Raw genomic sequence first — 24,262 nt, 5'->3', positions numbered from 1 at the left:
AGCGATTCACAATAGAGTCTTGCAAGAGGCACCTTCTTAGCGTTATCCGCCCTAATTGTGCCGCCATAAACCCGCCCAGAACCTGTCCTCTTGCTCGGATGATTATACATCAAGCAAGAGGATAGGCTCAGAATGCCACGTACCGCGAGAGAACGTTATGAGCCGCCTCTAGGCGCGCCGCATAGCCCTTGCGATCAAGCTTGCGCACCTCGGCTTCCGTGAGGTTGAAGGCGCGGCAGATGGTGGCAACCTCCTCGTAGCGAGAGATCAGGAGAGGATGAAATACTCCCCGATCGACTTTGGGCCCTTGGCGTACACCTCCTCGAAGGCCTTGTCGAGCTGCTTCCATTCGGCATCGTTAAACGCCTTGCGGAAGCTCTTGAGCAGATCCTTCGAGCGGACCGCCTCGCCCGTCACCTCCTGGATCCCCTTGCCGTCGATCTTGGTCACGGCCGCCATCACCGAGGCAATGTTGAGCAAGATGGTATCCGCGTACGTCATCACGGCGGGCACTTCCGAAAGCTCCGCGGCGCGAAGCTCCTGGTCGAAGCCGTACTCATCGACGATATCGACGATCTTCCCGGTCGAAAGCTTGATTTGCATGGATAATCCTCCTATTTGCTATGCGGCAACGCCGGCCACGGCGAGGCCATTGGACGAGGGCTGAGCAGCGACCGCTTGATTCAAGGCGAGCGCATCGGGATTCACATCCTCGGGCAGCGGCGACCTGAGGCTCGGGTCCAGCTCCTGCAGCAGGGCCGCCTGCGCGCTGAGCTTCAAGAACTCGCGATACAGCTGGGTCTGTAGTTCCTGAAGGCGCGCAATCTCGCGCGTGACGCGCTCGCCTTCCTCAAAGACCTCTCGGGCCTTGGCCTGCAGCTCGTCGTGCTTGAGCTTGATCGATTCCTGAACGGCGGACATGGGTAGAAAGACCTCCTCGATGAAAAGAACGGCCCCCGAGATGACTCGGGGGCCTCAGGGCGGACGGGTTAGCCGAGCTGGCCCATGAGCTTGAAGCCTTCGGTCTGCTTGGCATTGATGGTGCCGGAGGCGAAGGGGTTCACCTCGGTCAAGGTGGCGTTCACCACCTTGACCTGCCGGATGACGTTGGTGTTGGTATCCCGATAGGCGATGAGGACCGTGTACTTGGGCAGCGCCTTGCCGGTGCTGGCATTTGCCTTACACTGCGCGAGCACTTCATCCAGGAGGGCATGCCCCTTGCGAACCGCCTTGACCGTCACGCTGTAGCCGTCCACGTGGGTATCGCGCTGGGTATGGCCGACCGACAAGGGGGCCGACTCGATGACCACCAGGTTGGGACCGCCCTCGATTTCTTCGGCCTCGATGATGTCGAGGACTTGGCCCTGTCGATAGAGCCGGATGGCGACATCCGTCCCCCGGAGCGACTGGTTCTTCGCGTATTCACCCATTTCTGCTTACCTCCTATCCTTACGCGCCGGTGATCAGGTTGACGCCGGCGGGAACGACGCGCAGCGCGGTGCGACCGGCCGTCACGTCCACGATGATCTGGTTGGCCTTGGCGGTCTGGCGAACGACCACCGCGACCTTCGCCTTGTTCTGCTCGGCCAGATCGGCTTCGTAGTGGGCATCCACGTAGGCCGACTGCACCGCCTCCTTCGGCTGAAGACGCAGGAGCTGCTCGCAAGCCTCGGTGAGATCGTTGAAGAAATCCGACTGGCCCGTCGCCTCGTCGTACACCTGGGGCTCGGCGATGAGGGGCTTCACCGTCGCATCGAGCGATTTGGCGAGGAAGACGGGGATCCGGAAGTCTTCGATCTGATTGATCGACTCGTCCGACGAGGTGTTACTGCCCTTCCGGCAGACCGAGCCCGCCGTGATGGGGATGATCCCCTTCTTCGCCAGGCGCTCGGCATCCACCTCGGAAAGCGGCATGCTCGGGCCCATGTAGCCATTGAGCTGGCACTGGGACAGGCTGGCCCAGTAAGGCGCGTTGCACAGCGCGCCGGCAATCGAGCCTGCGGGGAAGACCGACTGCGTCATACCGGAGACGGGGTTGAGCCACTCCTGGTAACCGAAGGCATAGATAACCGCCCAGTCATCGAACAGCTGCTCGGCGATCGCATCGTCCGGGACCTGAGACTTGCTGTCCGGCCCCACGATCGCCTGAGCGTAGAGGGCATCCGCCACGGCCTTCATCTGGGTCTTGATGGCGCTCGACAGCTTGCCGGAGACCAGGAAGTTGACATCCGCCACCGTCTTGGCCAACTCGAAGCCGGTGGGGCTTGCACCGGCCTGGCCCACATAGTCGGCGTCCATCGCCCCTAGCCCCGAATCGCCGCCCGACAGGTAGGCCGTGACGGAGGCGGGGAGCTGCTCGGAGACGCCCTTCTCCCAGACGATGTACTTGGACACCCCGTTGATGGCGCGCTCGGCCGTCTCGATCGTCAGGTTCTTGAAGACTTCCGGCGGCATGGTGTCGAAGGGGAGCACCGTGAGGTGAAAGACCTCGGCGTCCTTTTCGAGCTTGACCTGGATGCCGTTGCCCGCAGCACCGTAATAGCGGGCACTCGCCGTCCCGACGATGGCAGGCGTGCTCGCGCCGTCATAGAAAGCCTTGCTGGCCTTCGCCTTGCTGGAGCCGCAGACGCGGATCATCCGCAGGTCAGAGCCGCCGCCCGAGATGCGACGCTTCTTGCCGCCGGCGAAGTACCCCCACGCCTGGACGTAGCCGTCGGTCTCCAGGCCGTCGGCATCCTTGGCATAGCTGCCGAACTGCTTGACGTAGTCGCTGAAGGTGCCGAGCGCCACGGCCTTGTTGTCGGGGCCCCAATCAGCGGTTGCCACGAGCACACAGACGCCGGTCGCGATGTTGGACGCTGCGACCGGCCCTGCGGGTAGCATCCGCGTGAGCACCCCGTCGAGCGAGATGCCGGTGATGTTGTTGGTGAGCATCTTGTAGGTTCCTCCTTATTGATGCGGTGGGTGGACTCGATTGATAAGCAAGGCGCCGTCCCGCTCCCGCGAGACGCCGACCGCGATGTGATCCGCGCGGTAGGTGGGGGTGCCGCTTCCGGCCTCGAGCAAGCGCCAGGGATCGAGGCGAAGCTGGTAGGTGTGCAGGAAGAGCGACGACGCGGCGTCGTACTCCTCTTGATCGCTTTCGTACCAGAGCTCCGCCAAAGTCTGGCCGCTCTCCGGGCCGATTCGAATGGAGCGCGTCACGGAAAAAAAGCGATCGAGCGCGTTGTGGCACTCCCGGAGGCGCCCGTGAAGTGCCTCCAGCGCCTCGCCCTCCGCGAGGCGATCGCGCAGTTGCAGGCGAAGCTTCGAGCGCTTTCGCGCGATGACCGGCCTCACGAGATAGGGGGCGGCTCCCAGCGCGGGGTCCGGGTTGGGTATCCGAATGATTTCACCGTGGCGCGGCACATCGAGATGGAAAGTCTCGAGGCCGATAAGCGAAAGATTCGGAAACGTTTCGTCCGATGCCCCGATACGATCCGGATAAATCACCAGGGTGGGAATAGCCGAGGCGATCGCCTGGCATAAGGCGTTCTTGAGTAATTCGAGGCTCATTTCACCTTCCTCGGTTGAGTGGACAGCAAAAAAGGCTCCGCCACGAGGGCAGAGCCACGAAACATACTTTTCGATGCTTATGACTATAGGGGATTGACATAGCGAGTTCCATAGCAAGTTTTCTCGCATTTTTTCTTGCAACTTCCCTTGATGCGAGAAAACAAAAAAGTCGGCTCCAAAAGAGCCGACTCCTCATCGAATATTTAAAAACCGAGCGAGGTGATTCAATCATCCGCGAAATTAGAAAGCGCCCGATCAATATAGGAGCTAATCGTATCGATGGCGCGATCTAACCGCCTATAGAGGGTCGAGGCCTCGCACTGGCAGCGCTCTGCCAGCATTTCCATGGTGTCGAGCGGATAGCGTTTCATCACGACGTCCAACGCCTGTCCAATCTCGGTATCGTGCTCACGCAAGTACATCACCGCTTCGCGCATGAGCGCGTAGGGAATGCCATCGAGCATATCGAGGACTTCGTCCCTCAACGCAGGCCTTCCCCCCTCGAGATGGACGAAGCCGCCGCCCGCATGGCGCTCTGTCTTATGCAATTGCAACGGTGCGAAGCCCGCCGCAACCGATGGGCAGAAAGCTTCTCGGCGCAGATAATGGCTCACCTTCCCGCGGCCGATCCCGAAGTAATCGCGTAACTCGGTTCGGGTCCAATCAAATTTGCCTGCTGAACTACGTCTCATGCTTCGACTCCTTGCGCTGACGTGGTGATTTAAAGTTTACTTTCAATAAACTGCAAACAAAAAGCCCGCTCGCGACAAATAGAGCCCCAGCCTTGCTCCTCATCCATGAGCAATCGGCTTCTCGTATCGCCTTCAGGCACGTCTCAAGGGTAGCTTGCTGAAAACCGGAAGTCAATAGTATACTTTCATAAGTTCATAGTAAGCTATCAATTACTGACAGTGCGCATCACACCAGATGGCAAGCAGAAGGAACAGGTTGCTTGAGCATGAGCAAGAATCCTCTAGGCGACTACATCCGGACCAGGCGCGACGAGCTGAACCTGTCTCAGAATCAGCTCGCCAAGCGAGCTGGCGTGAGTCACTCCTACATCAAGCAGCTCGAAGAAGGCCTCAACCCATCCACCGGACGCCCTATTTCCCCCACTGCCGCCACCTTCGCCAAGCTCGCGAAGGGGCTTTCGCGCCCTAGCGATCCCATCGATATCGACGCGCTGCTCCGGATCTCACGAGGCGAGGCTCCGTTATCCCGAGAGGCTTCTCGTCCGCTGCTTGCGGAGGTGAACCACTTCGCGGAGCTGGAATATCCCCCCACGCCGCAAGAGCGGCTCATCCTGGCGGAGATGGACCAGTACAAGATCGGCTTCGGCGCGCTCTCCGAGCCTGGTTTCTGGTCGCAGCCCCCCGAGAAGCGACGCCCGGCCTTCCGCTACCTGGAGGGGATCATCGAAGAGGCCAAGGAGTACTACGAATCGCGAGGCGGGCAGCATGCTTGAAGACATCTTCATGCCCGAGATCGATCGCTACCGCATCACCATCGACGACAAGCGCGTGATGGTCCATGCCGCTTACCTCACCGCCTACCCCTGGGGGGCCTTTCGTCTCTCGCTCAACCGAGAGCTTTACGGGGCCGAGAAGCTCGAAGCCGCCGGGATGCAAATCGCACGCATCGTTCTGGGTCACGACTTCCAGCGCTCGGGCTTTCGACAGGAGTACGTCAACCGCAAGGAGTGGGATCAGGCGCTGCTCTGGCTTTCAAAGCGCCTGATTTGTAATCGGCTGATGAGAAAGGCCTCGCGCGAAAAGTGGGAAGCCTGGCAGCTCGCCGAAGAGGCGGGCGTCACCGAGGCGATCGCCTGGCGACGCTGGGCGGATGATCGCCAAGTCCGTGGCCTTATCTTGCCCTTCGTTTCCAAGCGTGAGCAAGGCGCCACCTGCGAGCGGGCCATCCCCTTTTTTGAGTGAAATCCTGACCATAACACAACTGCAAAACCAACAAGAAAATCCCTAGCGTGATAAGCTTTCGCTTAGAAAGCGAGGGATTATATGAGACGTTGGCTTATCGGTCTAGGGATGCTAGGAATACTGTCGGGGTGCGTCACCAATCTCGCGATCACAACGCCGGAAAAGAAGCCAGAAACGACGCCAGCCCCCACCCCTACCCCTACATCGATGGCGACGCCCAACCCGTTTGCAGGGCGCCTCCTCGCCAACTTGACCTTTCAAAACGCGCAGCCTGGAGACGCCCTGAAGGTCGGCCTAAAATACCGCGCACCAGGCGCCACAAACTTTGTCCAAAGCAGTATCACTACAACGAGTGATACCGCAGGGAACGCCTCTTTCTCAAATCTGGCTGATGGCGATTATCAAGTCGTTTATGACGACGGTGGCTCTATTGCCAATTTTGGCTTCAACGTACCGGGCATCGTCGTTTCGGATCCCATCACCGTGACGGCCAGCCAAAGCCAAGAGGCAAGCCAATCGCTCGAGCTTGCCTGGGATTTTCTCTCACCTATTCCACAACCCGGCGCAAACCTCCAATCTCGCTCAGTCGATTTCTCTTGGTCAAGTAAAAACGGGGTTTCCAATCCCCTTTACCAGGTTGCCATCTTCCAAAACGCCGATATCAAGTTAGCGCCCTTACAGACCTCTCAACCGTCGACCGATACCGCCATCACCCTCAATCTAAGCGACAATGTCACGACTGGAACGCGATACTACGTCGTGCGATACTGGAAAAATGGTGGCTCATTTGGTGGCGCCAGTTATTACGGCACGACGCGACCAATTCCAATCGTCATTCCCGCCCAATGAGCAGAACTGCTCATTGACGAGCCACCGCCATTCTCGGTACTCCCCTTGCGCCAAGGCCAGGCATCATCCTTATCGGGATGCCGGGCGATCGCTTCCTTCATTCTCAAGCAACGTTCCGCGGCGCACGGCTCCCTGTCCGAAGCGATCGCGCAGCTGGTCCATCGTGCGGTAGAGCGCATCGGGGTCGCGAGAGGCCCCGATCCCCTTGGAGACAACGGGCGAAAAGAGCGCAAGCTGAGCATTGGGACGAAAGTTCGAGACGCTCGCCCCGATGAGGCGTAGGGGGCGCCGCCCGTCCCAGGCACTGATGAGCAGTTGCCACGCCAAGTCGTATACCACGTCGTCCTCATCGGTCCCGACCGGCAGGGTCTTGCTGCGCTCGACGGTCTCGAAGGTCTTGCCGTAGCGCACCTTGGCCGTCACCGTCGCGGCCGTCAGCCCGTGCTTGCGCATCCGGTACCCCAGCTCACAGGCGATCTTGAGGATCATCCGGCGCAAGAAGACCGGATCGGTGCTATCGACGTCGAACGTCTCCTCACCGCCCATGCTCTTGGGCGGGCCACCAGGTGAGACAGGCCGAGGATCCTGCCCCTGCGCGATCAACGCCAGGTCCGCCCCCTGCGCGCCGAAGTGCGCCGTGAGGAAGGCCTCCCCCACATCGAGGAGCTGACCGATCGTCTTGATGTTGAGGCTGTACAGGCGCTCCTTGGTGCGCTCGCCCACCCCTGGGACGATGGCCACGTCCCGCGGACTCAGCCAGGCCATCTCCTCTCCCGGCGGGATGAGGTACACTCCCGCCGGCTTAGCCTCCTTGGAGGCGATCTTGGCCAATAGCTTGGACGTCCCCCCGCCGACCGAAGCGCTCAGTCCCGTTTCCTTGAGGATCGCTGCTCGCAGGGCCTCAGCCACCCCCGCCGCAGGTCCCAGCAAGGCCTCGGTGCCCGTCAAGTCCAGGTAGGCCTCATCGAAGGAAACCGGCTCGACCACGGGAGAAAAGCGGCTCCAGATCTCCCGGAGCTGGGCGTTCACCTCCCGGTACTTGTTCATCTCGACGGGCAAGCGCGTCGCATGGGGACAGAGCTCGTAAGCCTTGTAGAGCGGCATGGCCGAGCGCACCCCGAAGGCGCGCGCCTCGTAGCTCGCGCTCGCCACCACCCCGCGCTTGGTCGAGTGCCCTCCGATAATCACCGGCTTCCCGCGGTACTCGGGATAGTCGCGCTGCGCGATCGACGCGAAAAACGCATCCATGTCCACGTGCAGAATCGAACGCTGCTTCATGCCACCTCACCTCCTACCAGCGGCGTCACGCATGTCACCGTCAGGATGGGCTCACCCTCATCGTTCCCGAGGACCCCGGAAAACACTGCCGCCCCCTTGCGCAGCTCCAAGACGAATTTCCGGTACGCCTCGGGGAACAGGATCGCCCTCAATTGGTTCTCTCCATCCGAGAGGGTCAGAAAGCACATCTTATCCCCATTCCTGGTGCGCCGACTGGAGCGAGAGACGCACTCGGCCACCACCTGAACCTTGCTTCGCACCGGTAAAGCGCGCGCCTCTTCGAAGGAGTGGCAACCCGGCATCTTGGGCAAGCGGGTCACGGTGACGGCGTAGCCGAGGCGCTCGCGCTCGATGGCCTGACGGCGCTGGTCCGAATAATCGGCCAGCGTGCTCGGTGGCTCGGGCATGGCCTCGACGAGGGGAAAGAGCATCGCTTGAGCAGGTATACGAGGGGCCGTCTTGGTAGTTCCTAGCATGGTCAATTGCCAAAGGAGACCTGGCCGAGAGACACCAAAGGCATCGCACGCCCCAATGGTGATCAAGGTCTCGAGCTCCGAACGCGAGAGCCCCGTCCGACGACGCAAATCCCCCAGATGGAGGAACGGACCGTCTTGGCGAGCTCGCAGGATCGTCGCCATCCCCACCGGCCCCAGGCCCTTGATCGCCCCGAGCCCTACCCGCAGCACGCCGCCCTCCTCGACGGTATAGGCCTCGTCGGAGCGGTTCACGCAGGGCAACACGACGCGCGCCCCGAAGGAGCGTGCATCCTCGAGGTAGATCCGGGGTGGATAGTAGCCACAGCCGGCCGACAGGACCACACTCAGGTACTCGATGGGCCAGCGCGCCTTGATATAAGCCTCGCGGATGGCGAGTGCCGCGCACGAAGCCGCGTGCGCCTTCACGAAGCCATAGCCTCCGAAGTTGCTGAGTAACTTCCAAACCTCTTGCACATGGGCTTCTTCTCGCCCGAGGCGCCGCGCGCCCTCGAAGAAAGCCTGCTCCAAACCCGTAATCTCGGAACGCTTGCGCTTGGCGAGCCCTCGCCTCAGGTTCTCGCACTGCCCCAGGCTCAGGCCGGCGAAGAGGTGACTCACTTGGAGGCACTGCTCCTGATACAAGATGCAGCCGTAAGTATGCGTAAGGAGCTCGGCCAGGCAAGGATCCGGATAGACGACCGCCTCGCGGCCGTGGCGCCGCTCGACGTAGTGAGTAGTGATGCCGCCCTGAAGGGGGCCCGGTCGATACAAGCTGGTGATGGCCGTGACGTCCTCGAGGTCCGTCGGCCGGAACTGGCGCAAAAGCCCCTGGACCCCACTGCTCTCCATCTGATAGATCCCGAAAGCGCGCCCCTCGCCCAGCAAGCGAAAGGCCTCGGGGTCGTCCAGAGGCAATTCATCAACCGCAAGGGAGAGGCCATGACGCCTGTTGACCAGGGCTACCGCCTCGTCGAGGATGGCGAGGTTACGATTGCCCAAAAGATCCATCTTGAGCAGGCCCACCGCCTCGACCCCCTCCATCTCGAACTGGGTCACGATGGGGCCCTTGGCGGAGGCTTCAAGTGGGACCACGTCGCTCAGCGGCCCGCTGCTGATCACGACACCGCATGCATGCAAGCCCAGGTGGTCGGGGATGCCCTCGAAGGCCTGCGCCGTTTCGAAGAGCTCCTTGTAAGGCGCTTGCTCGATCGGCAAGCCCTGGCATTCGGGCGCCTTGGCGACCGCCGAAGCGATGTCGCCCGCACCGGCCCAGCGTGGCATGCGCTGCGCCACGTCATCGACCAAGGCAGGCTCAAGGCCGAGGGCAGCCCCCGCGAGGCGAACGGCCCCACGCGCGCCGTGGTGCTGGTGGGTGGCGATGCGGGCCACATGCGCCTCACCGTAAGTCTTGAAGCAGTAATCCACCACCTCGTCACGACGCCGCCAGTCGAAGTCCATGTCGATATCGGGCAGGCTCTTACGCTCGGGATTCAAAAAACGCTCGAAGCACAGATGGTGCTCCAGGGGGCAGATCTGCGTCACCCCCAGGAGGTAGAGGACGAGGCTCCCAGCGGCGCTGCCCCGCGGAATGTGAGGAATCCCCGCCGTCTGGGCGAACCGCACCAAGTCCCAGGCCACGAGGAAGTAATCCGCGAACCCCATCGCCACAATGACGGCGAGTTCCTCTTCCATCCGTCGCCGCGCCTCAGCCCCGCGGGAGGAAGCCGCGTAGCGGTGTTCGAGGCCCGCTGCGCAGCGGCGACGGAGCATGGCTTCGCTCGTCTCGTCAGCGGCACGTCCCGGGAATTCGGGCAAGCGATAGGCCCCGAAGACCGGCGTATAAGTGCAGCGCTCAGCGATCGCCCAGGTGTTGGCCAGCGCCTCGGGCAGGGCTTGCCAGGCCTGCCGCAGCTCCGCATCGCTTGCCAGATGACGCGGTCCGGACGCCACAGGCGCCAGGCCATGCCCTGCTCGCAGCAAGTGCCAAGTACGCAGGTCCTCAGGGCGTAAGTAAGCGGCTTCATGGGCGGCCACCACCTTCACCTCGCACGCTTCGGCAAGTCGAAGCAAGGGCTGCGACGGCCACCACGGCCCGAGTTGCACGAAGCAATGCGCGGCGCCGAAGGCCTCTCGCCAGTCTCGTAGCAGCGCCTCAGCTGCCTGGATGCGCCCTTCCGAGACGAGGCGCGGCAAAGCGCCCCGCTCACCACCGGTCAACAGGATCAGCCCCGCCGCATGGTCTGCGAGCTCCTCGGGCGAGAGGCCCTTTCGCCCCCCCAATTGAAAGCGGGATACGAGGCGCGACAGGTTCTTGAAGCCCGTCTCGTCGCGAACCAAGAGCGTCGCGCGCTGGGGCACCTTGGCCATCGCATCGCCGAGCTTCAAGGAGAGCTCCGCGCCGATGATCGGGCGTATCCCCGCCTTGCGCGCCGCCTGGACGAAGGGCACGAAGCCGTAGAGGCCGTCCATGTCGGTCAGGGCGATCGCCTTGTGCCCCCGCGCCACCGCCTCGGAGACCAGGTCCGGGATGGCGAGGGTGCTCTGGCGAAAGGAGTAAACGGAGTGGGTCTGCAGGTGGACGATGTCGTGCATGTCGAAGCCTCGAATAATTGAACATATGTTCGACATGGAGATTAAAGCCTTGCCTGCTGTTTTGTCCAGAGCCCCTGCTCCGCCAGAACGACCTCGGCCCGCCGGTGTGCGGTCGGCGGGCCGAGGGGGGCTCAGAGAGGTGGTGTGTGGTTGATGGACTTATCTTGCCACACTCCACCGAGTCCAGAAGCGATCGCCCTGACTTCCGGCGCGTGAGAAAGCTCTCGCTCGCTTGGCAGCTTCGCCTTCGGGCCTTTTCTCTGATCGAGACGCTTGGTATATAAGGGGTAGCTTGCTTGCCGAGAGGATGAACGTGCTGCCGCGACTCCCCCACCTTCCCTTGAAGCATCGCGTCCGCCTCCTCTGGGCCTGGTGGGCCATCGGTCTTGTCCTCGTGACCTTCATTTGGTCGATGGCCCTGGCGAGCGATTGCCTCTTCCAGCTCGGGGCAAAAGAAGCGGCGCTAGTCCCCAAGCTCCAACAGCTATCCGCCTCGTTTGACGCGCTCCAGGACAAGGAGCGGGCCGTCATGCTATCGCTGGTCAGGCGCTTCAAGACGGAAAGCTTGTCCGCAAAAACCTTCGAAGAGGCCCGCACCGCCATCTCGCCCACCTTCAGGCTTTACCTGCTGGATGCGCAAGGCCGCCCCCTCGATGGCTCGCCGCAACCGCCCGCCTGGCTTGCCACCAAGGCCTTGCGCGTTCCGCCTTCCGCCAGTGGCCTGATCACCACCCTCGGCCCAGCCCCGATCGGTTATGCAGAGAGCTTCGCCCCCCTGGAGGGCGAGCCTGCGGATTACCGCCTCTCCGTGAGCCGCAACGCGCGACAAGAATGCCTCGTCACCGAGCTGGATTTCGCCTACATATTCGGCCCTTGGCTCGAAACCCGCATCAAGGCGCTCCGCTTGCCTCCTGGCACCACGTACCAGCACCAGGACCACCCCGATGCTCGGCCTCCCCTGCTCGCGGACAAGGCCTCCTACCGTCTCGGGTACGGGGCCGCCTGGCACACCCTCCTCGCCGCCCAGTCCTGGCGCTTCAGGGTCGATACCTTCTCGACGAACGCGAGAAAGCCGATCGCCCCCCTGCTCATCACCGTGGACAACGGCAGCCTCCTGCGAGGCGTGTTCCTGCGCTACGCCGCCATCCTGGCAGGTGGCTTCGCCGTCTTCGGCGGCTTTGCGATCGCCTTGCGCCTCGCGAGCCGTGCCATCCGGCGCGAGCTGGAGCTTGCGGAGTTGCGGAGCAACTTCACGGCCATGGTCTCTCACGAGCTCAAGACGCCGGTGGCCGCCATCGGCATGTACGCCGAGATCCTCGAGCACGGCCTCGTCGCGGACGAAGCCAAGATCGCTGAGTATCACCGGATCATCGGGAAGGAAGCCGCCCGCCTTCACCGGCTCATCGACGACCTGCTGGACCTCGGCAAGATCGAGCGTGGCGTCCGGACCTACGTCCCCGTCGCCACCGACCTCAACGAGCTGGTCCGCCAGGCCACCCACGAAGCCGCCCTCTCGTACGATCGCTCCGCGCCGCCCGTCGTCGCCCTGGCGCTCGCTCCCGCGCTGCCGCCGGCCTGGGTGGACCCGGAGGTGACGGTCCGCGCCGTCTCGAACGTGGTCCACAACGCCCTCAAGTACGGCGGCGATCCGACGCAGGTGAAGGTCACCACCCGCCAAACGAATGGCCGCCTCCTGGTCGAAATCGCCGATCGCGGCCCGGGAATCCCAGCGAGCAAGCGAAAGGCGATCTTCGAGCCCTACACCCGCCTGGAGCAAGAAGAACGCCGCAGCCACCCGGGCACGGGCCTCGGCCTCGCCCTCGTGAAGGCCTTCACCGAGGGGCAAGGCGGCCAAGTGGAGGTCCTCGGGAACGAAGGCGGCGGGAGCCTTTTCCGGCTCAGTTTCGCGCAAGAGAAGGAGACGAAGGATGGGTGAACGGCTGCTGGTGGTCGAGGACGAACCGTCCCTGCTCAAGGGGCTGCTCGACGTGCTGAGCCTGCGCGGCTACGAGGTCGAGTCGAGCGGCCGCGGGGACGAAGCCCTCGAGATGGCGCTGACGCGCCCCTACCACCTGATCCTCCTGGACGTCATGCTGCCGGAGCTGAGCGGCTTCGAAGTGCTGAAGGCGCTGCGCCAGGCGGGAAGGCGCACGCCCGTGATCCTGCTGACGGCGAAGAACACCGAGATGGACAAGGTCCTCGGCTTCGAGCTCGGGGTGGATGACTACGTGACCAAACCCTTCAGCTTGCTCGAGTTGCTGGGTCGGATCGGCGCCGTCCTGCGCCGCGCAGAGCCCCCGGCGGCCACGCGCGAAGCGCCGGCTGATGAGACGCTCACCTTCGGCCCGGTGGTGTTCGACATCAAACGCTATACCGTTCACCACCCCGAGAAGGCGGTGGAGCTGCCCGCCAAGGCGTTCGACATCCTGCGGGTCCTGGCGCGTCACGAGGGCACGGTCGTCTCGCGCGATACCCTCATGGACGAGGTCTGGGGCCAGGACCAGTTCATCAACCAGCGGACGGTCAACAACCTCGTGGTGAAGCTGCGCCAGACCATCGAGGCGGACCCGGCCGAGCCCCGCTTCCTCAAGACCGTCCACGGGGTCGGCTATCGCCTGGACCGCTGAGGGGCGAGCGATGTGATCAAATCATGACGAAGTCGGGACCAAAGTTGACCGACTGGGAAGCGAGCCCCGCGTTACAGTCACAACAGTCGTAACGCCCCCCTCGCAGCACCCACCAGAAAGGAACTTCAGCATGTTCGGTCCAGTGAAGCGCATCGCGACCCTCGCCATCGTGGCCGCCACGGCCATGGCCGCCGTGACCCTGGTACCCCACCAGCCCGCCACGGCGCAGACGGCCCCCGAGGGCTGGTACAAGGCAGGCAGCAAGCCCGAGGCGTACGCCGTCGGCCTCGATCAAAGCGTGCGGCACGGCAAGGGAGCGAGTGCCTACCTCAAGTCCGTCACGGCCATCCGGGACAACGAGAGCTTTGGAACGCTCATGCAGACCTTCAGCGCCCGGGAGTACCGCGGCAAGCGCGTCCGGATGTCGGCCTTCGTGAAGAGCAAGGACGTGAAGGACTGGGCGGGGCTGTGGATGCGGGTCGACGGGCCTGAGCAGGCGGTCCTGAGCTTCGACAACATGCAAGAGCGCCCCATCAAGGGCACGTCCGACTGGAAGAAGTACGAGATCGTCTTGGACGTCCCGCAAGAGAGCGAGGCCATCGCCTTCGGTCTGCTCCTGAGCAAGACGGGCGAGACCTGGGTGGATGACTTCAAGTTCGAGCTGGCGGGCAACGTCCCCCCGACCAAGCCTGCGAACGCGACCAGCTATCGCCGGCAGCCGGTGAACCTGAACTTCGAGCGCTAGGCGTCAAAAGACCTCGGCCCGCCGGTGTGCGGTCGGCGGGCCGAGGTCATCTCAGAGAGGTGGTGTGTGGTTGATGGGATTATCTTGCCACACCCCACCGAAACCGGAAGCGATCGCCCCCTCATCCGGGGTGTGATCCGCCATGCGCCTGCTTGCCGGCCTGAAACAAGGCTAGCACCCGAGGCGAATCTCCTCCAGGCAAGCATCCAGGGAGAGGCCGCTCGGGCCTCTTTCTCTCAGGTAACCCTGCTCGAGGCCCAGATTCCCTGCCATGTCCTGCAGGATGCGATAGAGGCGAGAGCGCATCACCCTGGTATTCTCGAGGCGTCCGGCCTGGGGCTCGCCCCCGACGAACCAGATGGGCGATCGCTTGTCGAGATAGAAGCGCTGGAACGTCTCCCAGGCGACCCCCTGCGCAATGAGATGGCGGGCCTGCTCCAGAAAGGCCTGCTCCGTTTCCGTCAACGCACCCAGGTCGAAAGCTTCCCCCCTGCGGCTCATGTAGGTCTCCATCGCCCCTCCTTCCAGTCTCAATCGACGAGCGTCACCGTCGCCGTCTTGTCCGCCTCGACCTCCGTGCTGGCCGTCGCTGCCGCGGCCTCCAGACTCACCTGATAAGGACCGGTCTTCATGCGCTCGAAGCGCAGCAGGCCCTGCGCATCCGTCACCCCGCTGATCATCGACGGACACTTGGCCCCCGTATACACCAACCGGTACGCCGTGACGCTCACACTGGCCTGCGGGCTGCCGCTGGCGTCCTGCACGCGAATTTCGAGGATGCCGGTTTGGATGCCCGAAAGCACGCGATAGGCCGTGGCCACCTGAGGATTGCAACCGCCCTCCTCGCCTGCGGGAACGGGATTCCCTAGGCCCGAGCAGCCCGCCAGCACGGTAAGAGCGGCGAGCAGCATCGCCAACGAGAAGCCCTTGATTCGCGCGCGCGGCATGCCCGATATCCTTCCAAAACGTAAAGCTCGCTTCATTAACATCTTAGCAAAACCATGTCATATGATCGACAGCACGCCAGAACGACCTCGGCCCGCCGGTGTGCGGTCGGCGGGCCGAGGGGCTCAGAGAGGTGGTGTGGTTGATGTGCTTATCTTGCCACACACCACCGAAACTAGAAGCGATCGCCCCCTCATCCGGGGTGTGATCCGCCATTCGCTCGCTCGTTCGCTCCGATGGCCCGAATCGCGCTATGATCCAAGCGATGGATGCGATGCTGAACCTCTTGATCGATGAGCTGCGCGATCGCCACGCCTGCCACACCGTCATCCTGTACGGCTCGCGGGCGCGCGGCGACCACTCGGCGCATAGTGACTACGACGTCCTTGGGATCCGCAAGGACGGCGAGGCCTACCGCGATGCACGGCCTTGGCAAGATAGCTACTTGGACGCCTTCATCTACCCCGAGGCAGCCTTCGATGTACTGGACGAGGGCATGCTACGCCTGCACGGCGGACGCGTCCTCATTGAACAAGAGGCTTGGGGGCGCCAGCTTCTCATGCGCGTCGATGCCTTGTTCTCAGCAGGCCCGGCAGCCCCTGATCCTACAGAAGTCCAGACGCGCATCACATGGGCACGCAAGATGCTCGCTCGTATCCAGCGCCAGGACCTCGAGGCGCATTACCGGCGCCACTGGCTACTCGTACAACTGCTGGAAGACTACTTCTACCTGCGCCGGCAGTGGTATCGCGGCCCCAAGGAAAGTTTCGCATGGCTCCAGGCCAACGATCCCCCCACGTACAGCCGCTTTGAAGCGGCGCTTGAACCGCACGCTTCTGACGAGCACTTGCACCTGCTGGTCGAACACGTCATCGCGCCAATCGCCCCTTGAAAGGATTCGACCCGCCGGTGTGCACGGCGGGCCGAGGGTCAGAGCACCTCACAAAACCAGGCATGTGTCTGGTTTGGCCGCCGTGGGCGGCTTGAAGGAACAGTTTCGTGAGGCGCTCTCAGAGAGGTGGTGTGTGGTTGATGCGGGTATCTTGCCACACCCCGCCGAAACCGGAAGCGATCGCCCTGACACCGTCGACGTGATCCGCCTTGCGCCTGCTTGCCGGCTAGCTCCGCACGGCCCAATCAATCCCAAACGAAGATTTTACGAAGAGCTACAACGCTCTTGCTTGCTGCTTAACAAGCGAGTGTTATCTTGAAAGTATAGACAGCGAACGCACCGCGGCACAAAACGAGCCTGTAGAGTGGCGTGTCCGGCGCAGTCCGCGAAAACAAACGCCCTGTGGTAGACCTTGTGGGCCCGAACAGACGGGCGAAGAGTAATAAAGCAACAAGGATCGAGACCACAGTCGTTTGTCCGTCGCCCATCCCTTGGGAGTCGCTCTCGGCTGAGCCGAAAGGGGGTCACCATGCGTTACTGGTCTGGGTACGGTTAGCAGTCGTAAATTTCAGGGGCCCTGCCGCGAGCGGCAGGGCCCCTTCTGCTTGGATGGGCTCCCTCAGCACTCATTAACCAGAACTTCACCCGGCCACAAGAAATTTTTCGCCAAGATCCCCGACAGCTAGGGAAAGATCCCTGATGCCGAGATGTGAGCACGAGGTGACCCCATGATCTCCAGCCTCTCCGCCACCCGTCGCGCGGCTGCGCCCGCCCCCAGCGCTCGCGCCACAGCGACCAGCGCCCCGAAGGCCGTCATGGCCAGCGATACGCTGAAGCTCAGCAACACCCCGGAGAAGGATCCTGCGCGCAAATCCAGGGAGTGGGGCCCCGTCGCCAAGATCAGCTTGATGGCGAGTCCCGTGGTCGCAGGCGCCGTCATTGGCGGCTTCGTCGCCGGTCCGCCCGGCGTGGCCGTGGGCGTGCTGGCGGGTGCTGCCGTGTCCGTGGTCGGCCTCTGGTGGGCCATGACCGACAAGCCACACAAGGGGCCGGACGTTCCGCCCGAACCACCCCTCAACTAAGCCCACCGTTATCAGATCTGCCCCCTGGTAGCGAGCTAGAAATCCTTGAGCAAGACCTCCACTAGCGCGTGGAGGTCTTGCTGTGTCAGGAAGAGGTAAGTGCTCATCCCGCTGTGTGCGATTCAGGCTCTTTTCCAAGCGCTTCGCCGCGCTCAACAATTCGCGCGATGTGGTCGGCAAGGCAATCCCACAGGCCAGGCGGAATGTTATGCCCCATCCCTTCGATCAGAACGAGGTCTGCACCGGGGATCGCCTCAGCAGTTGCACGCCCCCCGCTAGCATCGCACACGGTATCGGCAGTGCCATGGATGATGAGCGTTGGAACATCGAGAGACTTGAGGAGCTGAGTGCGATCGCCCGAGGCAACCGATGCCACGGCCTGGCGGGCGACGGCAATCTCGTCGTGGTCACGGTCGTAAGCGATTCCCGCTTGTGCGGCGATGGCGACCGGATCGCTTGGGTAGGCAGGAGAGCCGATGATCCCAAAAGCACGAACCGCCCGGTCAATGACCTCTTGCCGGGTGGTTGCGGGGGGACCGCCGAACACGGCCGCCATCGTCTCTCGGCGGATTTGTCCGACGGATGGGTCGCCCGTCGTGGACATCATCGAAGTCAACGAGCGCACGCGATCGGGATGCTCGATGGCCATCGTCTGCGCGATCGCACCACCCATCGACGCTCCCACCACATGAGCGGCGGAAAGGCCGAGAGCATCGAGAAGGCCGACGCTATCGGCCGCCATGTCGGACAGCGTGTAGGAGGCCGATGATAAGTCGCCTGCGAGCGCTGCGGGGAGATTCGGGGATGGCGCGTCGACGAGGTGCGTCGAGTGCCCCGAGTCGCGATTGTCGAAGCGAATCACCTGCAGCCTACGGCTCACGAGGACGTCGAGGAAGCCTTCGGGCCAATTGACGAGCTGTGCTGCCACGCCCATCACGAGGAGTACCACCGGGTCGGTGGCGCGACCGCGCCGTTCGTAGGCGATGTCGAGCTGCGACGGCCCCACGTTCGTGGCGATCTGTTCATTCAGCAAGTTCGTTCTCCTCTGAGTCGAGTGCCTGAAGCGCGCGGTCCAGGTAAGCCATGAGCGCCGGGTCCCAGCCGGCGAGGTCGGTGGGCGGAGCGGCCGTTCGCAGATGCTTGAGCGCCTCGAGGATCGCGGCATCGTGTCCCGCGAACTCCAGGATGCGTTCGCGAGCACGTAACGCGACATCGCGGGCACGCCCGGTCGATGGATCATCACCGACGGCCATGCAGGCGCGCAGCTCGTCCGCCAGCATCCGCCACTCCCGCTCGACGCCGCGCGGCGGTCGCTCTGCGGCATGCTGTTGGCGAGCGCCCACATGACGCTCCAGGCGCGACATCGCATCGATCGTGCGAAGCAGCTCGGCGGTCTCGACGTGCGAACCGGGTTGGTGGCAGATGCGTCGCAGGCGATCGCGCAGCCTCGTGAGGTCCTCGACCTCTTGCTCGACCCGCGCAAGGTGCTGCTGCATGACCGATGCAAGCGATGCATCGTCGTCAATGAAGCGCCGAATCTCGGCCAGAGCGATGCCGAGACTGCGGAGCACGCGAATCCGGTAAAGGCGTTGCACGGAGGCTTCGTCGTACAGACGGTGCCCACCCTCGCCTCGGGTAGCTGCGGCAAGCAGCCCGATCGCCTCGTAGTGATGGAGCGTGCGAACCGTGAGGCCGGTCATCTTGGCGAGGTCGCCGACCCGCCAGCGCGTTCCAGGGCTTGTAGGGGGTAGTTGTGGTTCCATGAGCAGAACCATATAACCTCACGTTACGTGAGGATCAAGGCCCGGTTCCTATTCGGAATCAAGCACCTTGGCCGCTCGTCCTGATGCCGCCGTCAGTACCACATCTCCATCCGCAGGCCTTTGGCATCACGCTGCTCGTGCTCAGGAATCCGCACGGACTCGCCCTGAGCATATCGCCTCGCCGTCCACAGGGCTGCCAGGGCATCGTGGATATCGTCACGCCCCGCGCCAGGCAACCGCAGGTCGTAAAAGACCACCGGATCCAGCAGATGCTCCTTCAGAAGCATGCGACGGGCCTCCATGCCCTGATAATCCTTCTTCGGGTACTCCAGCGGGCGTCCCCCATTCAAGGCCCAAAAACACAGTTCAGGATGGATCTCGATGATCGAGCCCTGCAAATCAGGGGTCACCATCCGATCCACCTCGGCGACCTTCTTGGTAATCGCCCAGGCCTGCTGAGAGAGGCTACGACCGTCGGCTTGGCGACCAATGTCGCAGGCCTGGCTATAATCCTTCGCTGTGAGCACGGGGCGGATTGGCGCAGGGAAGACACTGCTACGGCGAGGCCCCAGTAGCTTGCGAGCCTGCGGGTCACAGTCTCTTACGCCCTTATCTGGCATGCCGACGGGAATATCCACCGCGATGACGCGGTATCCGGCGTCAACAACTTCCTTGAAAGTCTTGACCAGGTGGATGGTCACACCGGCGGTATGGCCGTTATCGTGCCAGGAGGCAACGACCCATCCGGTTGAGCATCCATCAACGCCTGCCAGTTTCATTCATCCCTCATCTCGCGCCCGTCGTTCGCCTGATTCGCCCTGCCTGCCACACTTGAGAAAGGCCAAAAGCCTGATAGGCACATCAGGTCAAGCTCACGAACGCTCCATACCCAATAATGAATACATTACGCCAATAAAAATATTTATATTTAATTACCAAAAAAGGCATCACCGAGCAAAAACAGAGAGACGGGCTTCTCGATGATGATCATCGAGAAGCCCGTCTCCACTTCATAGTGGCCAAGGTGGGAGTCGAACCCACACGCCTTTCGGCGGTCGATTTTGAGTCGACTGCGTCTGCCATTCCGCCACTTGGCCGAAGGACTTGATTCTACTCGATGCTCGCTTCTGCCGCAAGGGCCTGACGGTGACGGGGCTAACCGACGCACACTAATCAAGCGGGTTTCAATGGCTCCACGGCCTCGTTTGATGCTTGCTTGAAGGGGGTATATCTCCCGGTACCCGCATGGCCAGCGGTACGGGGGGGAACGCCAATGCGTGTCGATCCCAGGTTCAACGTTGAAGTCACGCACGTCAACAACACCCCGGTCAAGGCCCCGCCGCCTGCGCCGGAGCGCCCCGTTGCGCCCGAACCCCAGATGCGCCCCGACATGGCCCGCCTCACCCGCGGCGTCAAGGGCACCCTTCCTTGGTCCAAGACCAACCTCACCCGCCCCCTCGATCCGTCCCGACCCGGCGAGGGGCAGCCGCTCGATCCCGACCAGCTCAAGCTCTCGGAGAACTGGCGCAAGGCCCGCGACAAGATGCGGGTCGATCCCGACGCGCAACTGGTCGAGGAAACCGGCCATGAGCTCGAGACCTTCCTCAAGGAGCTCGAATCCCGGGGCCTCCAGAAGCACCCCCAGTACCAGCAGCTCTCCAAGCTTCGCGAATCGCTCAAACGCATCGCCGAGCGCGAAGCCAAAAAAGTAGAAGCCAGCCGCAAGGACCCCGAAGGGGAGCAGCGTCTCGGCGAAGCCGTGGAAGACCTCTGGGAGAAGATCCTCGTCCAGCTGCTCGGCCCCGGTGCCGCCAGGCAGAAGGTGGCGGAGCGCTTCCAGCAGGCCCAGCAACTCGCGCGCCAGGGCAAGAAGGAAGATGCGATCCGCCTCTTCAAGCGGGTGCTGACCGCCGAGCCCGATCACCTGGACGCCCATGCCAAACTGGGGCGCCTCTTGCTCGATACCGAGCGCTACGGCGAGGCCGAGCGGCACCTCCAGCACGCGGCGAGCTACCGCCCGCGCGACTACGACCTGCAACTGGGGCTCGGCGAGCTCTACTACCAGCTAGGCGAAGGCGAGCTCGCGCGCCAGTCCTTCTACCAGGCGTCGACCCTCGGCGCCAAGCATTCCGACCCGCACGCCTGGCTCGGCATCCTCTCCTACGAGGAGGCGAAGCTCCCCGAGGCCGCCTTCGCCCTCGAAAAGGCCGTGCAGCTGGATCCGGGGAACGCGGTGGCCCGCTTCTACCTCGCCCAGGTCGCCTTCCAGCTCAACGACCCACTGCGGGGCAACTTCCAGCTCCAGATGGTCAAGCGCCTGCAGCCCCTGGCCGACCTCAGCCGCTTCCAGGCGCAGACCAGCCTCCTGTCGGCCCCCGCGATGACCGGCACCCTCCAGGCGCATCGCTGGCAGTCTCCGACGACCTAGAAGTCCCAGGTCAAGCTCACGCGCAGGCCGAGGCCGCCCAGGGTGGGATACACCACCTGGTCCGAGACGTCGAGGGGCGCGCTCGTCGCAGGCGTGTGGCTCCAGGTCTCGGGTGCCCAGGGGGTCCAGTAGACGAGGCCCAACGAAGCACCGAGGCCCGAGAAGAGTCGCCCGGCAAGCCCTGCTCCCGCGATCGCATGCAGCGAAAAGGCATTGGCGTGGGAAGTACCGCCCGGAATCCGCTGGCTCAAGAGCGCCCCGCCGCCCCCGAGCTCCCCGTACGCCCAGAGCCGCTCCGGCCGGATCTCGCGCTGCGGCACCCAACGCGCGAGCATCGCAAAGCCGGTCACGCCGTCCTGGGAGAGGGTCCCGACCTCGAGGCCCGCCCCCGAGCCGAAGCCCGAGCGGTTGTACTCGAGCGTCACCCCCGTGAAGCTACCCTGCCAGAACATGTGGTGCGAGATCCCTGCCGCTGCGGGGAAGCTCGCATACGCCTGCTCGTAGACGCGCACCCCGGGCGTCAGGTCCTCGTAACCGCTCAGCAACTCGCCCTCTGCCGAGGCGCTCGAAACCTTGGTGATCCGCAGGCGGCCGAAGGGGTTACCCGTGCCATCGAGGCCGGCAAAGAACATCCCCACCTGGATCCCCGCGTCCTCCCCGGCGTCCAGGGTCGCCTTGCGCCCCTCGCGGCCGGTGATGGTCGCGCTCAGGCGGAAGGCTTTGCGCAGATCCGCCGAAAGGTCCCGCAACAGCCGCTCGTAGGCGAGGTTCTCGGCGATCTCCTTGGAGCTCGGGCTCTCGCCGTAGAAGGGATAGAGCTTGCGAAGTCGCAGGCGCCCCTCGGGCAGATCGAACAGGGTCAGCTCCACCTCGCTGGAGGCGGCATAGTAACCCTGGAGGTCGGTGTAGCGCAGGTAACGCGCCTGCGGGTCGCGCAAAAAGCCGATGCGTACCACCGTGTCCGCCCCGACCTCGCGGCCGATCGCCAGGGCGCGACGCTCGGTGCCGAGCATCTCGCCCGATGGGCCCGCCGGCATCTCCAGCAGGTGAAAGCGACTGATCCCGCGAATCTCCTGGCGCAACGCATCGGCCAAACGGCGATCGCCCACGGGAAAAAGCCCCTCGTTGGGCACCACCACCAAAGCCGTGTGGCCAGCCGCCGCCCACGACGGCGAAATAAGGCAACACCACGCCACGAGCAAAAAGATTAGAAGCCGCATGAACCCCTCCTGGATCAACCCTTTATTGTGGGGTGACGAGCGAGCGAGGGCAAGAGGTGTGACAAAGGCCCTTGCGGCGGCCCTTTCGGGGGAATAGGCTGAGGTCGGCGCCGTTTGGTCGCCAAGAGCGTCGGGTAAATGAAAGAAAGGCCCCCAAGCCTGGAGTGGGCCTTTTGAAGGCGATCGCGAGGTTCACGTGTCGTTCGGTGTCGTCGTCCTGGCCCTGTTCGTGCTTGCCATGCTGGCGATGCAGGGCCCTTCCGTCAGCGGCCTGTGGTCTTCCCACGCCGCCGTGGTCGTCATTGGTGGGACCTTCACCGCGACCCTCCTCTCCTTCCCGACCAAGCAGGTCCTCCGGATCCCCCGGCTGATCATCGAGGCGATCCGCTCCCCCAAGCTCGAGGTGACCTCCATCGTCGCCACCTTGATCCGTGTCTCGGACCGGCTGCGCTCGGGCGGCGTCAACGCCCTCCACGCCGAACTCAAGAACGTCAAGGACCCCTTCCTCAAGCGCGGCCTCCAGTACATCGCCGAGGGCTTCGACTCCAAGGAGATCACCGACCTCTTGGAAGCGGAGATGATCGGCATCCGCGGCCGGCACCGCAACAACATCAACGTGTTCGAGACCCTGGGCGGCTACGCGCCGACCCTCGGCATCATGGGCACCGTCATGTCGATGGTCGCCATCATGGGCAACCTCGATAACCCCGAGGCCCTCGGCCCCGAGATCGGCCACGCCATGGTCGCGACCCTCTACGGCGTCGCCAGCGCCAACCTGCTCTTCTTGCCCCTCGCCACCAAGCTCAAGAAGCTCAGCGAAGAAGAGCTGCGCCTGCGCTGGATCATGATCGAGATCGTGCTGGCCATGCACGGCGGCGCGAGCCCTCGCACCATCCGCGAACGGCTCAAGGCCTCGCTGCCTCCTGAGACGCGCAAGCTCATCCAGGACAGCAAGGGCAAGGGCGGCAAGAAGGGCGGCACCGGCCGGCTCGAAACCGCCACCCTCCAGGAGTAACGCCCGATGGCCCGCGAATGGCGCGTCGAGCGCGACGGGGACGAAGAAGAGCGGCATAACGAGCGTTGGCTCGTCACCTACGCCGACCTCATGACCGTCCTGCTCATCTTCTTCATCGTCATGTACGCCCTGTCGAGCAAGATCTCGGCCAAGAACTTCGAGCGCCTCGCCAAGAGCCTCAACACCTCGCTGACCAAGAAGGAAAAGCAGGAGAAGCAGGTCGATCCCCTCGACGTCGACGTGACGCCGGAGGTCGAGCTCGCCGAGGAGAGCAAGGTCATCAAGAAGGCCCTCGCCCCCTTCGAGGGCAAGAGCCAGGTCAAGATCGACCTCAACTCCAAGGGGCTCGTCATCTCGCTGGCGGACACCTCCTTCTTCGACCTGGGCTCGACCGAGATCAAGGCCGAGGGCAAGGCGGCCCTGCTCAAGATCGCCCAGGCGATCGCCACCGAGTCCAATGCCATCCGGATCGAGGGGCACACCGACAGCGTCCGCGGCGCAGGCGGCAAGGCCACCTCCAACTGGGTCATCGCCGCCACCCGCGCGTCCAACGTCGCCTTGTTCCTCTCGGAATCAGGCAATGTCCCCGCCAAGCGCTTTGAAATCGTCTCGTACGGCGAGTTCAAGCCGCTCTTCCCCAACGACACCCCCGAGCACCGGGCCATGAACCGCCGGGTGGACATCGTCATCCAGGAAGGCGCCCCCAAGCCCGCGCTCACGCCGAAACCCGAGCCCACGGCCGATACCTTCGCCCCGGCGTTCGGCGACCCCAACGAGGGCCGTCCCGCCAACCCCTTCAACCGCAACCCGAACGAAGGGGGGAGTGGCATCCCCAACCCCTTCGGCAACAGCTTCTAGAGG

24 protein-coding genes and 1 tRNA gene are annotated in these 24,262 nt (G+C 63.4%); 11 read left to right on the top strand and 14 right to left on the bottom strand.

The genetic code is table 11. The features are described 5' to 3' along the window. Positions 1 to 267 precede the first annotated feature (267 nt). The 6 genes from J7643_19120 to J7643_19095 all read right to left on the bottom strand — a co-directional run bounded on the left by J7643_19120 (position 268) and on the right by J7643_19095 (position 4,247). Positions 268 to 603, bottom strand: coding sequence for a hypothetical protein (locus J7643_19120; protein ID MBO9542705.1), 336 nt, complete (start codon positions 601 to 603; stop codon positions 268 to 270). Between the two features lie 18 nt (positions 604 to 621). Beyond that, positions 622 to 921, bottom strand: a complete 300-nt coding sequence (locus J7643_19115; GenBank protein ID MBO9542704.1) for a hypothetical protein — start codon at positions 919 to 921, stop codon at positions 622 to 624. 68 nt (positions 922 to 989) lie between these two features. Continuing rightward, entirely contained in the window at positions 990 to 1,430 is a 441-nt protein-coding gene (locus J7643_19110; GenBank protein ID MBO9542703.1) for a hypothetical protein, read from the bottom strand. A gap of 19 nt (positions 1,431 to 1,449) precedes the next feature. Continuing rightward, positions 1,450 to 2,934, bottom strand: coding sequence for a hypothetical protein (locus J7643_19105; GenBank protein MBO9542702.1), 1,485 nt, complete (start codon positions 2,932 to 2,934; stop codon positions 1,450 to 1,452). A 15-nt stretch (positions 2,935 to 2,949) separates the two neighbouring features. Beyond that, positions 2,950 to 3,555 carry a hypothetical protein gene (locus tag J7643_19100; GenBank protein MBO9542701.1) on the bottom strand — a complete coding sequence of 202 codons (606 nt, stop codon included), beginning with the start codon at positions 3,553 to 3,555 and terminating at the stop codon, positions 2,950 to 2,952. Between the two features lie 224 nt (positions 3,556 to 3,779). Next, entirely contained in the window at positions 3,780 to 4,247 is a 468-nt protein-coding gene (locus J7643_19095) for a hypothetical protein (protein MBO9542700.1), read from the bottom strand. 266 nt (positions 4,248 to 4,513) lie between these two features. On the opposite strand from J7643_19095, the gene J7643_19090 reads away from it, so the two are divergent. The 3 genes from J7643_19090 to J7643_19080 all read left to right on the top strand — a co-directional run bounded on the left by J7643_19090 (position 4,514) and on the right by J7643_19080 (position 6,338). Beyond that, positions 4,514 to 5,020 (top strand): helix-turn-helix domain-containing protein, encoded by a 507-nt coding sequence (locus J7643_19090; GenBank protein ID MBO9542699.1) that lies wholly within the window; start codon positions 4,514 to 4,516, stop codon positions 5,018 to 5,020. After that, on the top strand, positions 5,013 to 5,489 hold the full coding sequence (locus J7643_19085; GenBank protein ID MBO9542698.1) for a hypothetical protein: 477 nt from the start codon (positions 5,013 to 5,015) through the stop codon (positions 5,487 to 5,489). Before J7643_19090 ends, J7643_19085 begins: the two co-directional genes overlap by 8 nt. 81 nt (positions 5,490 to 5,570) lie before the next feature. Then, entirely contained in the window at positions 5,571 to 6,338 is a 768-nt protein-coding gene (locus J7643_19080) for a hypothetical protein (GenBank protein MBO9542697.1), read from the top strand. Between the two features lie 69 nt (positions 6,339 to 6,407). Here J7643_19080 and dinB read toward each other — a convergent pair whose 3' ends face one another. Both dinB and J7643_19070 read right to left on the bottom strand, forming a co-directional pair. Further along, complete coding sequence (gene dinB / locus J7643_19075; protein ID MBO9542696.1) at positions 6,408 to 7,616, bottom strand: DNA polymerase IV; 1,209 nt, start codon at positions 7,614 to 7,616, stop codon at positions 6,408 to 6,410. Then, entirely contained in the window at positions 7,613 to 10,684 is a 3,072-nt protein-coding gene (locus J7643_19070; protein MBO9542695.1) for a DNA polymerase III subunit alpha, read from the bottom strand. Before J7643_19070 ends, dinB begins: the two co-directional genes overlap by 4 nt. A 313-nt stretch (positions 10,685 to 10,997) precedes the next feature. Between J7643_19070 and J7643_19065 the strand changes: the two genes are divergently transcribed. The 3 genes from J7643_19065 to J7643_19055 all read left to right on the top strand — a co-directional run bounded on the left by J7643_19065 (position 10,998) and on the right by J7643_19055 (position 14,056). Beyond that, positions 10,998 to 12,620: a HAMP domain-containing histidine kinase gene (locus J7643_19065; GenBank protein ID MBO9542694.1), complete on the top strand. Its 1,623-nt coding sequence runs from the start codon at positions 10,998 to 11,000 to the stop codon at positions 12,618 to 12,620. Further along, a complete protein-coding gene (locus J7643_19060; protein ID MBO9542693.1) occupies positions 12,613 to 13,311 on the top strand; it encodes a response regulator transcription factor in 699 nt (232 codons plus the stop codon). The genes J7643_19065 and J7643_19060 overlap by 8 nt, the downstream gene beginning before the upstream one ends. Positions 13,312 to 13,441: 130 nt before the next feature. Then, positions 13,442 to 14,056, top strand: coding sequence for a hypothetical protein (locus J7643_19055; GenBank protein ID MBO9542692.1), 615 nt, complete (start codon positions 13,442 to 13,444; stop codon positions 14,054 to 14,056). A gap of 171 nt (positions 14,057 to 14,227) precedes the next feature. Here the strand turns inward: J7643_19055 and J7643_19050 are convergent, their stop codons facing one another. Both J7643_19050 and J7643_19045 read right to left on the bottom strand, forming a co-directional pair. Further along, positions 14,228 to 14,569 carry a hypothetical protein gene (locus tag J7643_19050; protein MBO9542691.1) on the bottom strand — a complete coding sequence of 114 codons (342 nt, stop codon included), beginning with the start codon at positions 14,567 to 14,569 and terminating at the stop codon, positions 14,228 to 14,230. 17 nt (positions 14,570 to 14,586) lie between these two features. Further along, the gene (locus J7643_19045; protein MBO9542690.1) at positions 14,587 to 15,003 is read right to left on the bottom strand and encodes a carboxypeptidase regulatory-like domain-containing protein; all 417 of its coding nucleotides are present in this window, start codon (positions 15,001 to 15,003) and stop codon (positions 14,587 to 14,589) included. A 251-nt stretch (positions 15,004 to 15,254) separates the two neighbouring features. Between J7643_19045 and J7643_19040 the strand changes: the two genes are divergently transcribed. After that, positions 15,255 to 15,893 carry a nucleotidyltransferase domain-containing protein gene (locus tag J7643_19040; GenBank protein MBO9542689.1) on the top strand — a complete coding sequence of 213 codons (639 nt, stop codon included), beginning with the start codon at positions 15,255 to 15,257 and terminating at the stop codon, positions 15,891 to 15,893. Positions 15,894 to 16,621: 728 nt separating this feature from the next. Next, positions 16,622 to 16,975 carry a hypothetical protein gene (locus J7643_19035; GenBank protein ID MBO9542688.1) on the top strand — a complete coding sequence of 118 codons (354 nt, stop codon included), beginning with the start codon at positions 16,622 to 16,624 and terminating at the stop codon, positions 16,973 to 16,975. A gap of 103 nt (positions 16,976 to 17,078) precedes the next feature. Here J7643_19035 and J7643_19030 read toward each other — a convergent pair whose 3' ends face one another. From J7643_19030 to J7643_19020, 3 genes are all read right to left on the bottom strand, one after another. Further along, the gene (locus J7643_19030) at positions 17,079 to 18,140 is read right to left on the bottom strand and encodes an alpha/beta hydrolase (GenBank protein MBO9542687.1); all 1,062 of its coding nucleotides are present in this window, start codon (positions 18,138 to 18,140) and stop codon (positions 17,079 to 17,081) included. A 690-nt stretch (positions 18,141 to 18,830) separates the two neighbouring features. After that, positions 18,831 to 19,517 (bottom strand): DUF429 domain-containing protein, encoded by a 687-nt coding sequence (locus J7643_19025; protein MBO9542686.1) that lies wholly within the window; start codon positions 19,515 to 19,517, stop codon positions 18,831 to 18,833. A 237-nt stretch (positions 19,518 to 19,754) separates the two neighbouring features. Then, a tRNA-Leu gene (locus J7643_19020) sits at positions 19,755 to 19,835 on the bottom strand. A 176-nt stretch (positions 19,836 to 20,011) separates the two neighbouring features. Here J7643_19020 and J7643_19015 point away from each other — a divergent pair. Further along, a complete protein-coding gene (locus tag J7643_19015) occupies positions 20,012 to 21,166 on the top strand; it encodes a tetratricopeptide repeat protein (protein ID MBO9542685.1) in 1,155 nt (384 codons plus the stop codon). On the opposite strand, the gene J7643_19010 is transcribed toward J7643_19015, so the two are convergent. After that, positions 21,163 to 22,386: a hypothetical protein gene (locus J7643_19010; GenBank protein MBO9542684.1), complete on the bottom strand. Its 1,224-nt coding sequence runs from the start codon at positions 22,384 to 22,386 to the stop codon at positions 21,163 to 21,165. The two genes, J7643_19015 and J7643_19010, sit on opposite strands and share 4 nt — an antisense overlap. A 196-nt stretch (positions 22,387 to 22,582) precedes the next feature. Here J7643_19010 and J7643_19005 point away from each other — a divergent pair, with 196 nt between their 5' ends. Next, a complete protein-coding gene (locus J7643_19005; protein ID MBO9542683.1) occupies positions 22,583 to 23,401 on the top strand; it encodes a MotA/TolQ/ExbB proton channel family protein in 819 nt (272 codons plus the stop codon). A gap of 6 nt (positions 23,402 to 23,407) precedes the next feature. Further along, entirely contained in the window at positions 23,408 to 24,259 is an 852-nt protein-coding gene (locus tag J7643_19000) for a flagellar motor protein MotB (protein MBO9542682.1), read from the top strand. Positions 24,260 to 24,262: the final 3 nt, after the last annotated feature.

This window comes from bacterium (assembly GCA_017744355.1).
Taxonomy (GTDB): domain Bacteria; phylum Cyanobacteriota; class Sericytochromatia; order S15B-MN24; family UBA4093; genus JAGIBK01.
The sequence above is the reverse complement of the archived record's forward strand: the minus strand, read 5'-3'. Positions and strand labels throughout refer to the sequence as shown.

Excerpts from the sequence above, each read along its gene's own strand:
- J7643_19120 (MBO9542705.1), bottom strand. The coding sequence starts at position 603 with ATGCAAATCAAGCTTTCGACCGGGAAGATCGTCGATATCGTCGATGAG.
- J7643_19115 (MBO9542704.1), bottom strand. The coding sequence starts at position 921 with ATGTCCGCCGTTCAGGAATCGATCAAGCTCAAGCACGACGAGCTGCAG.
- J7643_19110 (MBO9542703.1), bottom strand. The coding sequence starts at position 1,430 with ATGGGTGAATACGCGAAGAACCAGTCGCTCCGGGGGACGGATGTCGCC.
- J7643_19105 (MBO9542702.1), bottom strand. The coding sequence starts at position 2,934 with ATGCTCACCAACAACATCACCGGCATCTCGCTCGACGGGGTGCTCACG.
- J7643_19100 (MBO9542701.1), bottom strand. The coding sequence starts at position 3,555 with ATGAGCCTCGAATTACTCAAGAACGCCTTATGCCAGGCGATCGCCTCG.
- J7643_19095 (MBO9542700.1), bottom strand. The coding sequence starts at position 4,247 with ATGAGACGTAGTTCAGCAGGCAAATTTGATTGGACCCGAACCGAGTTA.
- J7643_19090 (MBO9542699.1), top strand. The coding sequence starts at position 4,514 with ATGAGCAAGAATCCTCTAGGCGACTACATCCGGACCAGGCGCGACGAG.
- J7643_19085 (MBO9542698.1), top strand. The coding sequence starts at position 5,013 with ATGCTTGAAGACATCTTCATGCCCGAGATCGATCGCTACCGCATCACC.
- J7643_19080 (MBO9542697.1), top strand. The coding sequence starts at position 5,571 with ATGAGACGTTGGCTTATCGGTCTAGGGATGCTAGGAATACTGTCGGGG.
- dinB (MBO9542696.1), bottom strand. The coding sequence starts at position 7,616 with ATGAAGCAGCGTTCGATTCTGCACGTGGACATGGATGCGTTTTTCGCG.
- J7643_19070 (MBO9542695.1), bottom strand. The coding sequence starts at position 10,684 with ATGCACGACATCGTCCACCTGCAGACCCACTCCGTTTACTCCTTTCGC.
- J7643_19060 (MBO9542693.1), top strand. The coding sequence starts at position 12,613 with ATGGGTGAACGGCTGCTGGTGGTCGAGGACGAACCGTCCCTGCTCAAG.
- J7643_19055 (MBO9542692.1), top strand. The coding sequence starts at position 13,442 with ATGTTCGGTCCAGTGAAGCGCATCGCGACCCTCGCCATCGTGGCCGCC.
- J7643_19050 (MBO9542691.1), bottom strand. The coding sequence starts at position 14,569 with ATGGAGACCTACATGAGCCGCAGGGGGGAAGCTTTCGACCTGGGTGCG.
- J7643_19045 (MBO9542690.1), bottom strand. The coding sequence starts at position 15,003 with ATGCCGCGCGCGCGAATCAAGGGCTTCTCGTTGGCGATGCTGCTCGCC.
- J7643_19040 (MBO9542689.1), top strand. The coding sequence starts at position 15,255 with ATGATCCAAGCGATGGATGCGATGCTGAACCTCTTGATCGATGAGCTG.
- J7643_19035 (MBO9542688.1), top strand. The coding sequence starts at position 16,622 with ATGATCTCCAGCCTCTCCGCCACCCGTCGCGCGGCTGCGCCCGCCCCC.
- J7643_19030 (MBO9542687.1), bottom strand. The coding sequence starts at position 18,140 with ATGCCGCGATCCTCGAGGCGCTCAAGCATCTGCGAACGGCCGCTCCGC.
- J7643_19025 (MBO9542686.1), bottom strand. The coding sequence starts at position 19,517 with ATGAAACTGGCAGGCGTTGATGGATGCTCAACCGGATGGGTCGTTGCC.
- J7643_19015 (MBO9542685.1), top strand. The coding sequence starts at position 20,012 with ATGCGTGTCGATCCCAGGTTCAACGTTGAAGTCACGCACGTCAACAAC.
- J7643_19010 (MBO9542684.1), bottom strand. The coding sequence starts at position 22,386 with ATGCGGCTTCTAATCTTTTTGCTCGTGGCGTGGTGTTGCCTTATTTCG.
- J7643_19000 (MBO9542682.1), top strand. The coding sequence starts at position 23,408 with ATGGCCCGCGAATGGCGCGTCGAGCGCGACGGGGACGAAGAAGAGCGG.